General features: G+C 63.4%; 9 protein-coding genes and 2 pseudogenes. 7 read left to right on the top strand and 4 right to left on the bottom strand.

Going from position 1 to position 12,291, the window contains the following annotated elements; translation table 11 throughout:
* The first annotated feature begins 41 nt into the window (after nt 1-41).
* From QQS38_RS16170 to QQS38_RS16145, 6 genes and pseudogenes are all read left to right on the top strand, one after another.
* The gene (locus QQS38_RS16170; RefSeq protein ID WP_479646377.1) at nt 42-1,670 is read left to right on the top strand and encodes a peptide ABC transporter substrate-binding protein; all 1,629 of its coding nucleotides are present in this window, start codon (nt 42-44) and stop codon (nt 1,668-1,670) included.
* Nucleotides 1,671-1,683: 13 nt separating this feature from the next.
* Nucleotides 1,684-2,622: an ABC transporter permease subunit gene (locus QQS38_RS16165; RefSeq protein ID WP_479646376.1), complete on the top strand. Its 939-nt coding sequence runs from the start codon at nt 1,684-1,686 to the stop codon at nt 2,620-2,622.
* A 5-nt stretch (nt 2,623-2,627) separates the two neighbouring features.
* Nucleotides 2,628-3,542 (top strand): ABC transporter permease, encoded by a 915-nt coding sequence (locus tag QQS38_RS16160; protein ID WP_479646375.1) that lies wholly within the window; start codon nt 2,628-2,630, stop codon nt 3,540-3,542.
* Nucleotides 3,539-4,345, top strand: a pseudogene (locus QQS38_RS16155) (ABC transporter ATP-binding protein); the annotation flags it as partial. The gene QQS38_RS16160 and the pseudogene QQS38_RS16155, both read left to right, overlap by 4 nt.
* A gap of 13 nt (nt 4,346-4,358) precedes the next feature.
* Nucleotides 4,359-5,396 (top strand): ABC transporter ATP-binding protein, encoded by a 1,038-nt coding sequence (locus tag QQS38_RS16150; RefSeq protein WP_479646374.1) that lies wholly within the window; start codon nt 4,359-4,361, stop codon nt 5,394-5,396.
* A gap of 149 nt (nt 5,397-5,545) precedes the next feature.
* A complete protein-coding gene (locus tag QQS38_RS16145; RefSeq protein ID WP_479646373.1) occupies nt 5,546-7,111 on the top strand; it encodes an OprD family outer membrane porin in 1,566 nt (521 codons plus the stop codon).
* 143 nt (nt 7,112-7,254) lie between these two features.
* Here QQS38_RS16145 and QQS38_RS16140 read toward each other — a convergent pair whose 3' ends face one another.
* A complete protein-coding gene (locus QQS38_RS16140) occupies nt 7,255-7,500 on the bottom strand; it encodes a hypothetical protein (protein ID WP_325342889.1) in 246 nt (81 codons plus the stop codon).
* Between the two features lie 268 nt (nt 7,501-7,768).
* Nucleotides 7,769-8,338, bottom strand: coding sequence for a TetR/AcrR family transcriptional regulator (locus tag QQS38_RS16135; protein WP_479646372.1), 570 nt, complete (start codon nt 8,336-8,338; stop codon nt 7,769-7,771).
* 375 nt (nt 8,339-8,713) lie between these two features.
* Here QQS38_RS16135 and QQS38_RS16130 point away from each other — a divergent pair.
* Nucleotides 8,714-8,944 (top strand): annotated as a pseudogene (locus tag QQS38_RS16130) (DnaJ domain-containing protein); the annotation flags it as partial.
* A gap of 748 nt (nt 8,945-9,692) precedes the next feature.
* On the opposite strand, the gene QQS38_RS16125 reads toward QQS38_RS16130, so the two are convergent.
* Entirely contained in the window at nt 9,693-10,535 is an 843-nt protein-coding gene (locus tag QQS38_RS16125; protein ID WP_479646371.1) for an oxidoreductase, read from the bottom strand.
* Between the two features lie 137 nt (nt 10,536-10,672).
* The gene (locus QQS38_RS16120) at nt 10,673-12,076 is read right to left on the bottom strand and encodes a GntP family permease (RefSeq protein ID WP_479646370.1); all 1,404 of its coding nucleotides are present in this window, start codon (nt 12,074-12,076) and stop codon (nt 10,673-10,675) included.
* Nucleotides 12,077-12,291: the final 215 nt, after the last annotated feature.

The following is a 12,291-nucleotide window of genomic DNA, read 5'->3' as shown; positions in this document are numbered from 1 at the left end:
ATTGCATTTTTTTGCCGTTTTCCGACCCTCTCGTCACCACTATGAAAGCCACGCATCGTCTCGCGAGGGCGTTGATCGCCTTCGCCTTCTCATACGCCTTCGGGTTCAGCGAAACCGCAATGGCCGTTCTCGTTCCAGCGGGCGTGAAGCTTGCGCCCGTGCAGGAAATCACGCGCCAGCTTCCCGCGGAAATCGAAGCGGTCGATCCCGCGCATATCGAGTCGTGGGCTGCCAACACGGTAGGGCTCGATGTGTTCGAAGGCCTGACGCGCATCGATGCGGCGGGCACGATCGTACCCGGTGTTGCGAGATCGTGGACGCGAACGGCCCCCGATACCTGGCGCTTCACGCTACGCGACGATGCGAGGTGGAGCGACGGGCAGCCCGTGACGGCAGACGACTTCGTCTATGCATGGCGGCGCGTCGTCGATCCAAAGACCGGCTCGAAGTATACGGTGCTTGCCGAGTTCGTCAAAAATGGCAAAGCCATCGTGGCGGGCGAGGCCGCGCCCGCGTCGTTGGGCGTAACGGCCATCGACGCGCATACGCTCGAGGTGAGAACCGAAACGCCCGCTGCCTTCTTTCCCGAGTTGGCCGCGATGGCGTCGATGGCGCCCGTGCCGCGACATGCCGTGGAGCAGGCGCCCGAGCGGTGGGCCAAGCCCGGCAGCTTGATCGGCAACGGCGCCTTCGTCTTGGCCAATTGGCAACCGAACGATCGCATCGTCCTCCTAAAGAATGCGAGGTATTGGAACGCGAACAGCGTCGCGATTTCGAAAGTGACGTACGTTCCGATCGAAGACGACGGCACGGCTTTGCGCATGTACGAGGCCGGTCAGTTCGACTACACCTATCGCATCCCGTCGGGCCTTTACGGCCAAGTGCACGAGCGCTTCGGCAGCGAGTTGCGCACGGGCATGCAAATCGCCACGTATTTCTACAGCCTCGACAATCGCGCTTCGGCATTCCAAGACAAGCGCGTGCGGCAGGCGCTATCGATGGTGCTCGACCGCGATCTCTTGACGAAGCGGCTGGTGCAAGGGGGCGAAGCGCCCCTGTACGGTCTGATCGCCGTCGGGACGAAGGGGGCGAGCCCATTCGTTCCGGACTGGGCGGCCTGGCCGATGGACAAGCGCGTCGCCTATGCGCGGGATCTATTGCGGCAAGCCGGATACTCGAGCGCCAAACCGCTCCGATTCACGCTCACTTACAACACGAACGATCTGCACAAGAAGGTCGCCCTGTTCGCCGTATCGGAGTGGCGCTCGAAGCTTGGCGTCGACGCCAAGCTCGAGAACGTGGAGTTCAGGGTGTTGCTCCGCGAACGTCATGCAGGGAAAGTGCAGGCCTCGCGCGATGGTTGGTTCGTCGACTACAACGATGCCATGTCGTACTTCGACGTCCTTCGTTGCGGCAGCATTCAAAACGATCAGCGCTACTGCAATCCAAAGGTGGATGCGCTCGTTGCGCAGGCGAATGCGCGGCTCGATCCGAACGAGCGCGCTGCGCTGCTGTCGCGGGCGCACGCGCTCGCCATGGAGGACTACCCGATGATCGCGCTCTTCCAATACTCGGCCGACCGCCTCGTGAAAAGCTATGTGGGCGGTTATTCGGCGACGAACTACGTCGATCAGCGCGCGTCCCAAGACCTCTACATCGTCGCGCACTGAGCGAGGAGGAACGATGCTTCGCTACACGCTGCGCCGCACGCTCTGGACCATTCCCACGCTGCTGGGCGTCATCACGGCCTGCTACCTGCTGCTGCACGCGACGCCCGGCGGACCGTTCGATTCGGAGAAGCAACTCTCGGCCGCGGCGCTGGCCAATCTGGAGATGAAGTATCACTTGAGCGAGCCGCTCTGGCGTCAATACCTGCGCTATCTCGGCGCGCTTGCGCAAGGCGACTTGGGGCTGTCCTACCGCTACGTCGATTGGAGCGTCACCGATCTGGTCGCGAAGGCGCTGCCCGTCAGCATCGGCGTGGGTGGGGCATCGATCCCGATTGCGCTCGTGCTGGGTGTGCTGCTCGGGGCGGCCGCGGCCGTCCATCGTGATCGATGGATCGATCGCCTCGTGATGCTGCTCGGCAACGTAGGCAACGTCGTGCCGCCGTTCGTGCTCGGTCCCGTGCTCGTTTGGATCTTCGCAATCGTGTTGCGCACGCACGAGGGCCATGGATGGCTGCCCGCCGGCGGCTGGGGCGATGGCGCCTGGACGTACCGGCTGCTGCCGATCGCTCTACTGGTCGTCATCAACGTCGCGACCATCGCACGTGTGATGCGCGCGAGCATGATCGAAGTGTTGTCGAGCCCGTTCATTCGCACGGCGCGCGCGAAAGGTATGCCGCCGCGCATCGTGCTCTGGCGCCATGCGCTCAAACCGGCGCTGATTCCGATCGTGTCCTTGCTCGGCGCCATCTCGATCTCGTCGATCACGGCCGCGGTGGTGACGGAGTCGGTTTTCTCACTGCCCGGGTTGGGGCAGCTCGTCGCCAACGGCGCGATCAACCGTGACTACACGCTGGTCCTCGGCATCGTCGTGCTCACGACGGCCGTGGCCGTTCTATTCAATCTGCTGGTCGATCTCGCTTACGCGTTGCTCGACCCCCGCATTCGGTACTGACAACCATGACGCTTTCTTCTTCGTCCGATTTAGACGGTGCGTCCGCGCCGTGCGGATATCGCCAGCCCCCAGCGAGCGGGCCGGTGCTTTCCCTTCTTACCCGCTTCGCGCGCAATCGCGCCGCGGTGGCCGGCGCCGCAGTGCTGGCCTTGGTGGTGCTCGCCTGCTTCGCAGGTCCGCTCTGGCTCGGCCGCGATCCCGCGCAAAGCGATTGGACTGCGCTGAGTCTGCCGCCCACGCTGCATGGCGGTCATTGGTTCGGCACCGACGAATTGGGCCGAGATCTGCTGGTCCGCACGCTTACCGGCGGCCGCGTTTCACTCGAAGTCGGATTGCTCGGCACGCTTGCCGCCTGCGTATTCGGCGTGGCCTACGGCGCGTGCGCGGGATATTTCGGTGGCCGAATCGATGCAGCCATGATGCGCATCGTCGACGTCATGTATGCGATTCCTTACATGTTGATCGCGATTCTCATGATGACGCTTTTCGGCCGAGAATTTTATTTGGTAATCCTAACGATAGCCGCCTTCTCATGGCTCGATATGGCGCGGGTGGTCCGCGGGCAAACGCTGTCGTTGCGCACCCGAGAATTCGTCGATGCGGCGAAAGCGATGGGCGTGGCAGGGCCGGTAATCGTCGTGCGGCACATCGTGCCCAACCTCGCTGGCGTGGTGATCGTCTATGCGACGGTCATGGCGCCCGGCATCGTGCTGACCGAATCGGTCCTTTCGTTCCTCGGGCTGGGCGTGCAAGAACCGATGACGAGCTGGGGCGTCTTGATCGAAGACGGCGCGCAAAAGCTCGAAGCGATGCCGTGGCTGTTGTTGTCCCCGGCCGCCATGTTGTGCTCGACGCTTTACTGCGTCGGTTTTCTAGGCGACGGCCTGCGCGATGCGCTCGATCCCAAGGAGCGGTCATGAAGCCGGTATTGGAAGTTGACCGGCTGCGCGTGCGCTTCTTGCCGCGCAACGGGGTGCCCGTCGATGCGGTGCAGGCGCTGTCGTTTTCGCTCGAAGCGGGCGAGACGCTCGGCATGGTCGGCGAATCGGGCTCCGGCAAGAGCCAGACGGCAATGGCCATCATGGGCCTGCTGCCTTCGAACGCTCGCGTGTCGGGCGCGGTGCGCTACGGCGGCACGGATCTGCTGAAGCTCGATCAGCGGGCGCTCAATAGGCTCAGAGGCGAGCGCATCGCGATTGTTTTTCAGGACCCGATGACTTCGCTCAATCCGTTTCTGACGATCGAGCGGCAGTTGACCGAACCGTTGCAGACCCATCGCGGCGTCTCGCGCCGCGAGGCGCGCCGGCGTGCAATCGAAGCGCTGGAACAGGTTCATATTCCCGATGCGGCGCGCCGCATCGGGATGTATCCGCACGAATTTTCGGGCGGGATGCGTCAGCGTGCGGCGATTGCGATGGCGCTCGTCACCGAGCCGCGCATTCTGATCGCCGATGAGCCGACAACGGCGCTCGACGTCACGGTGCAGGCGCAGATCATCGACTTGTTGGGCTCGCTGATTCGCGGCCGAGGCATGTCGATGCTGCTGATTTCGCACGATATGGGCGTCGTCGCGAGCCTATGCGAGCGCGTCGTGGTGATGTGCGCGGGGTGCGCGGTCGAGCAGGCCGAGGCCGCGCGACTGTTCGGCGCACCCGCGCATCCGTACACGATCGGCCTCTTGAGCGCTAGGCCGCGGCTGCGCTCGCGCGTGCAAGAGCCGGTTGCCGGAGGCTGCGATGAACGATGAGAAACCGATCGCGAGCGACGCGCCGCTACTGTCGGTGCGTGAGTTGAACGTTCATTTTCGCGCTCGGTACACCGGCTCCCCGTGGCCTTGGCAAGTCCGGCGCCGCTGCATGTCGGTACGCGCGGTCGACGGCTTGTCGTTCGACATTCGCCCCGGCGAGGTGATGGGCCTCGTCGGGGAGTCCGGATGCGGAAAGTCGACCCTTGCCCGCGCAATCGTCGGTCTTGCGCCGGTCACGAGCGGCAGCGTCTGTTGGCGCGGGCACGAAACGGTGCGAGAGAACGGGCGAGACGACCACCAGATGCGGCGCTTGCGCCGCGAGGTGCAGATGGTTTTTCAGGATCCGCTCGCGTCGCTCGATCCGCGCATGACGATCGAACGCATCGTGTCCGAGCCTCTCGTCACGCATTGGCCGCAGATGCCCCGCGCGCAGGTGCGGGCGAGGGTGCGCACGATGCTCGAGCGCGTCGGGTTGAATGCGCATCATCTATCGCGCTATCCGCACGAGTTCTCGGGTGGTCAGTGCCAGCGCGTCGGTATCGCGCGCGCGTTGGTTGCGCAGCCGCGCCTTGTCATCTGCGATGAGCCCGTCTCCGCATTGGACGTGACCATCCAAGCGCAAATCGTGAACCTGCTGAGCGATTTGCGGCGCGAGCTATCACTCGCGATGCTGTTCGTCTCGCACGATCTCGCCGTGGTTCAGGCCGTGAGCACGCGCGTGCTCGTCATGTACCTGGGCCGCGCCATGGAGTTCGGCGACAGCCAGGCGGTCTATGACGCCCCGTCTCACCCCTACACGCACGCGTTGCTATCGGCGGTGCCGTTTTCCGATCCCGTGCTCGAACGCAGCCGGCCGCGTGTGCTGCTCAGGGGCGATTTGCCGTCACCGCTGGAGCCGCCTTCGGGTTGCGTGTTCCGCACGCGCTGCCCCCGCGCGGTACCGACGTGCGGGCACGCGGCGCCGAAGCTCGAAGCGCGCGAAGGCGCGAGCTCGCTCGCCGCTTGCTTTCGCGCTGGCGAGCCTTAGCAAGCGCACTTTTTCAATGCGGTCATTCGTTCAAGCGGCGTGGCCCCTGCCACGCCGAGGGAAGCGTTCGTCTTGCCGCAAGGCAGAAGAACGAGAACGCTCGTCGGCATCGTATCGACGGGCAGGGTCGATCTTTCAATGAGGTAGCCATGTCTGCGAGACGAGACAGCCTATTCGCCGTCGAAGTGCGCGCAATTGCGATCGCGTGGGTGTGCGGCGTGCAATTGACGAGCGGGATCGCAGCGGTCCGAGCCGACGAAGCGCCGATGCTTGCACCGCTTGCCGCGCCTTCTTCCGTGCAGCGACCTCCAATGGAGCTGCCACCCGCTTGCGCACAGCCGCCGGAGCACAGCGCCGGCGCGCACGGCCAGCCCGCAAAGACGTCATCGCAACTCGTGCAGCAAGCCACCACGCCGAACGCCGTGGTCAGTGCGGAGTCGGCGTTGACCCAAACGCCATCGTCGCCGCGCTCGAGCCAAACGAACAGTAAAGGATTTCTTTCCGACAGCCGCCTCGATCTCGAATGGCGCAATTACACCGACTACTTTTATGCCAATGGCTCGGGCCGTCGCCATGCCTGGGTCGAGGGATTGCAAGCGAAATTCGAATCGGGCTTCACGAAAGGCCCCATCGGTTTCGGTGTCGATGCGGCGCTGTTCGGTGCGGTCAAGCTCGACGGCGGGCGCGGCGCGCACAACATGGTCTATTTGGGGCGGCACGGTGATGGCGCCAATCGCCTCACGTGGGCTTATCCGGGCATGTATGCGGTGAAGGCCCGTATTTCGGACTCCTTATTGGAGTATGGGCTTCAGGACGTCTCGAATCCGTTCTTGGACCCGCACGACAACCGCGCGTTGCCGCCAACCTTTTTAGGAGCGTCTCTGCTCAGCCGCGAAATCGACGGGCTGGCCGTTCAGGCCGGCAGTTTCACGAAGGTCGTTGCGCGCGGGCAATCGAATTTGACCGATTTGCGCACGACCTACGGCGGGACGGCGGTCAAGCGCGTGACCTATGCGGGTGCGACCTGGGACTACGCGCCGGACGGCTCCGCATCGCTCTACGCAGATCAGGCCGACGACGTATGGCGGCAATACTACGCGTCGCTGCAACACGGCATCGGCACGCCCGATACGCTCGAGGTGACCGGCTTCGCGAATCTATATGCGACGCGCGACACCGGCGCCGCATTGCAAGGGCCGTTGAACGACGCGGCCTACAGCGTTTCGGTATCCGCGCAGCATGGGCCGCATGGATTGTTGCTTGGTTATCAAAAGATCCTCGGCGATCAGTTCTTCGACTACATCGACGAGACGGCGGGTGTCTATCTGGTCAATTCGATGGACGTCGATTACAACGCGCCGCACGAGCAATCGCTACAGCTGCGCTACACGTTCGACGGTAAATACGCGGGATTGCCGGGGTTTTTAGCGATGATTTGGGCCCAGCAAGGGTGGGGCGCCGATGCATCGGCCATGGCGAGGCGTAATGCGGTGAACGGCCCGTCCTATGCGGCGCTTTACTTCAAGAACGGCCAACCCGTGCATGGGCGACACCACGAATTCGGCTTCATTCCCACGTATGTCGTGCAAAGCGGGCCGCTGAAGAACGCGAAAGTGACGCTCATTGCGCAATGGCATGTCGGCTCGGCATATTACTCGGATAGCACGAACCAGGTGTATCGGCTTTTGGTGACGCTGCCTTTGCGGATGTTTTGACGATGCGTTGCCCGATAGGGCGGTAGGCGACCAGCGGCGAGCCGCCACGGCCGCCGCAGGGGTTCAGCTTCGCGAACGGTGAAGGCTCGAGCCGGAAGCGCTGGATTCGTATGAGCCGAGTTCGGTAAGTCTTTTCCGAAAATTCAACGGACGTGCTGCTCGCCCGGTAATTCCGCCCCATGCGCGCGGATTGCCGCGATGAGTTCGGCCGGCGTGATCTCATAGCGTACTTCGCGATGGATGCCGGGTTTGCGCTCGTCGATTTCGATCAGATGAATACTCTTTCCGTCGTCTGTCGCTTCAAGCCGCAAAGTGCGGACGACGTGTCCGCCCGTGTCGTGGATCTCGGTGAGCAGGGCCATTGCCCCGGAAGAGCCGGTGGTGCGCATCGAACGTTCCTCGAGTCGTGGTGAAGCGATTGTACGGGCTTACAGAGGCTTATGTCTGTCGTCGGCCGCGCATAGCGCTGGTGCGACAGGGTCGTGCGCCTCTTGCCCATTTCATGTCGATGAGTGTATCGCGAAGTGCGCTCGCTTCAGCGGCTTTTAAAAGTACTCGAACACAAAGCGCCACAGCGGGAGCGTTTGGGGGTTGACGCTCCCGGATTTTTCGCCGCTTGGGCACCGCCGGCGCTGCGGCCGACGGTGGTATTCGCCGTTACGCGACGTGCATGCGCTCGTTCTCGACCAAGGCTTGCGCGATCTCCCATGCATCGCGCGCGGCATCGACGCGGCCGCTCAACTGCCGGGCGAGCGTCGCGCCGTCGATAAGGAGCGCGCAGCGCCGCGCGAGCCGCGCCGCCGTGTCGCCGTCGAAGCGCTCGTCGAGGATGCGTTGCAGCGAATGCACGAACGCGCCGCGTTGGGCTTCCGATGTGGCGAGGATTTCGTTCTCTTCGGCATGAAATTCCGCCGCCGCATGGATAAGGAGGCTACCGGTAAAGGCATCGGAGCGAAACCACGCGTCGTGCCATTGGAAGATGGCGTGAAGCTTGTCCAAGGGATCGGTATGCGCGGCGACGGCAGCAGCGATGCCGGCTGCGAGCGTCGCCCCTTGCTCGTTCAATACCTCGACGACCAGGCGGCTCTTGGATGGAAAATGTTTGTACATCGTCATCTTGGCGACGCGCGATTCGGCGATGATGCGATCGATGCCAACGGCGTGAAAACCGAACTGCGCGAATAGACGAGTTGCGGTTTCAATCAAGGCTTTCTTTTTTTCGCTCATTTAGAGGCCCGCTTCTATAGTGAAAGTTTGTGTTTTCGCGGCGAAACCGGCAAGGAAGGAAGCTTCCTTCTCAAGAAACGATTTTGAGAGGAAGGGGGTTCGCTGTGCCTGGCTGGATTCGGGCTACCGCGCACGCTCTCAATGCGCGGAATGTTCTCGAAGCCTCGTCATTCAAATCGAAGCGGTCGCTGAAATCAACCCCCTGCGGATGAGAATCAGTAAGACGCTCGTTTTATTTATCGCCGAAAAGCGCACTCGGCTTATCGTGCGCACGCCAAGCGGGATGCGACCGCCTGCGCTCGGCGCCTGCGTGCATGCTTCAGGCGAGCGCGGTGTTACGATCTACAGCCCGGCAACCACTCCCTTCGACGAGCCATGGCGACGTTGTACGAAACGCTCGGCGTGCACGAGGACGCCTCCCACGACGAAATCAAGCGCGCCTATCGGAAGGCCGCGATGCGGGCGCATCCCGATCGCAATAAGGGCCGTGAAGCTGCCGCGCATGATGCGTTTCAGGAAATCAAAGAGGCGTATGCCATCTTGTCCGACCCGGCGCAGCGGCGCGTCTACGATGCCGTGTTCGCCGAGGAAATGAGCAAGCTGCGGCGCAGCGCGGCGCAGGGTGAGCGACGCGAGCCGCATCGGCAGCAACGGCAGGAGCCGCATCAACAACATTCGCAGGAACGCGAAGGACGGCAGGACGGGCAGGCGCGGCAGGAACGGCAGGACGGGCAGGCGCGGCAGGACGGGCAGGCGCGGCAGGAACGGCAGGAACGGCAGGCGCAGAAGAACGCCGAGCGCCAAGCGCAGGCCGAGCAGGAACGTTATGAGCGCTATGTATCGCAGGCGATGCGCTACGGCGAGCGCGGACATAACCGCGATGTGGTGTTCGGCGTCCTGCTCGGCTGCGGCTGCGAGGACGCGCTAGCGGCGCGCATCGCCGATGGCGTCGCGGCGCTGTGCGCTTCGCGCCAAGCCGCCCCGATCGGCCGCGAGGCCGGCGCTACCCGGACCGGGGCCGTTCGACCCGACGCGCGTCGGCGCACTGCTAGCAAGGGCGAAGCGGGCCAAGGGCACGCGAACCGAGAGCACGCGAACCAAGCAACCGCGAACCAAGCAACCGCGAACCAAGCAACCGCGAACCAAGCGCCCGCCGATGCATCGGATGTGGTTTGCTCGGCCGAGCCAAGCCGGCCGCGTCAACCGGCCAAATCGCAAAAGGAGCGTGCCGACGCGGCCGAAGAAGCGCAGAGCGCCGCGCATGCCGGGCTCTTCAGCTCGCTCTGGCACGGCATATTCGGCATTCGTCCGTAGCGCATGGGTGGGGCTGTGACGAATGCCGAACGAGCGTTCGTCAAGAGAAATCCGTCGATTTCGATAACGACTCCCACGCCTTCAGCTCCGCACGCAGCGCATCGAGTTTCTCGTTGACGAGCTTGACCGCATCGGGACCGAGCAACACATGCACGGGAGGCTCGGTCGCGGCGACGATCTCGAGGATGGCGCGCGCGGCTTTTGCCGGATCGCCCGGCTGCTTACCGCTGATCGCTTGGCGCCGCTCGCGCAGGTGATCGAAGACGGCGTCGTAGTCGGGGATCGAACGCTGTGCGCGCACCATCGAACGCCCGGCCCAATCCGTGCGGAACGCCCCGGGCGCAACGGCCGTTACTTTGATGCCGAAATCCTTCACTTCCTTCGATAGGCTTTCGGAGATACCCTCGAGTGCAAACTTCGTGCCGTTGTAGGCGCCGATGCCGGGCCCGGTGATATAACCTCCCATCGACGTGATGTTGATGATGTGGCCGCGTTTGCGGCGGCGCATGTACGGCAGCACGGCCTGCATCATGGCGACGGCGCCGAAGACGTTGACGTCGAATTGCTTGCGCCATTCGTCGAGCGTCGACTCCTCCAGCAGGCTCTCGTAGCCGTAACCGGCGTTATTGACGAGCACGTCGATGGGACCGACTTTGCCCTCGATATCGGCGACGACACCGGCAATGGCGTCGGTGTGCGTCACGTCGAGCAATTTGCCGATCGCTCGGCCGGGACCGAGCAATTCGAACTCGCCGAGCGCCGTCTGGTCGCGCAGCGTGCCGACGACGCGATGCCCGTCAGCGAGCGCCGCCTGCGCCAATGCGCGCCCGAAGCCCGTGCTCACGCCTGTGATGAAAAACAGCTTGCTCTGCGTAGTAGACATCGATTTCTCCCATCGGAAAAGCAATGAAGTCGGCTGTCTATGCTACGGCAAGTAGCGTATGTCGGTGGATCGTAAGGCGGTGCGATTCGGCGCAGGGCTCGGTTTCTAGCCGCGGCGGCCCTGCGTCATTCCCTGGCTCAAACGATTCCCGTTGCGTAATACACGGCGATGACGAAAAAGACAGCCAGGGTCTTGATCAACGTCACGGCGAAAATGTCGCGATAGGACTCCTTGTGCGTGAGCCCCGTCACCGCGAGCAACGTGATGACCGCCCCGTTGTGCGGCAACGTATCCATGCCGCCGCTGGCCATGGCGACGACGCGATGCAGCACTTCGAGCGGGATATGCGCCGCTTCGGCGTTCTTGATGAACCAGTCGGACATGGCGGCGAGCGCGATGCTCATTCCGCCCGAGGCCGACCCCGTGATGCCCGCGAGCGAGCTGACCGAGACGGCCGCGTTCACGAGCGGATTGGGAATCGACTTCAACGCGCCGCCTACCACGACGAAGCCGGGCAACGCCGCGATCACGCCGCCGAAGCCATATTCGGAAGCGGTATTCATCGAAGCGAGCAGTGCGCCGGCGATGGCGCTCTTCGTGCCGGTGGCGAAGCGCTCGCGCACACGGTTGAATGCGGTGAGCACGACGAGGACGATACCGGCGATCAACGCGCCTTCGACCGACCAGACGGCGACGACGGTTTTAATCGTCGCGGATAGGGGCGTATGCACGCCGGGCAACACCTCGGGCGGCACCGTATAGGCACCCGTGCCGTACCACTGCGGAATCAGCTTGGTCAACGCGAAGTTCGCAGCGCCCACGAGCACGAGCGGCGCAATGGCGAGCAGCGGGTGGGGCAGCGTTGCCGTGCCGATATGCTCGGGTTCGTTCACGAGCGAGGTGCCGTACCCTTCGCCTTTGGCGAGGGCCGAACGGCGACGCCACTCCAAATACGTGAGGCCCACGACGAGAATGAACAACGAGCCGATCGTGCCGAGCGCGGGGGCCGCCCATCCCGTCGTTTTGAAGAAGGCGCTCGGAATGATGTTTTGGATTTGCGGCGTGCCGGGCAGCGAATCCATCGTGAACGAAAACGCGCCCAATGCGATCGCGCCCGGCATGAGGCGCTTCGGAATGCCGCTTTGCCGATACAGCTCGGCCGCGAACGGATAGACCGCGAATACGACGACGAACAACGACACGCCCCCATACGTCAGCAGCGCGCAGACCGCGACGATGACCGCATTGGCGCGGCCTCGGCCGATGTAGCGAATGGCCGCCGCCACGATCGCCTCGGAAAAGCCGGCGAGTTCGATCACCTTGCCGAACACGGCGCCGAGCAGGAAGACGGGGAAATACAGTTTGACGAAGCCGACCATCTTCTCCATGAAGATGCCGGTGAACACGGGGGCGACCGCGGCGGGATCGGTCAGCAGCACCGCAGCGAGCGCGGCGATCGGTGCGAACAGAATGACGCTGTAGCCGCGGTAGGCGGCGAACATCAAGAACGCCAATGCGGCAAGAACGATGACGAACGACATCGAGTCTCCAAGTTGTGATTGTGGGTGCTAGCGAGCGCGGAAAAAGCGCAGGCAGCCCGCATTGCAGGTTTCGTGCCATTGCCGGCCGCTGCGTGCGCGGGACGGCATGTTCTCGCATTTGCGTGCGAAACCGGTTCTAAATGAGCATCGCTTTCTCTAAATGGAGACGCCCTTTGCAGCAACCTACCGTAGAGAGCACGCCAAAACCGCTCGAA

Source organism: Trinickia sp. Z7, assembly GCF_056498045.1.
Note: the sequence above shows the minus strand (reverse complement) of the source record. Positions and strands in the feature narration are given on the sequence as shown.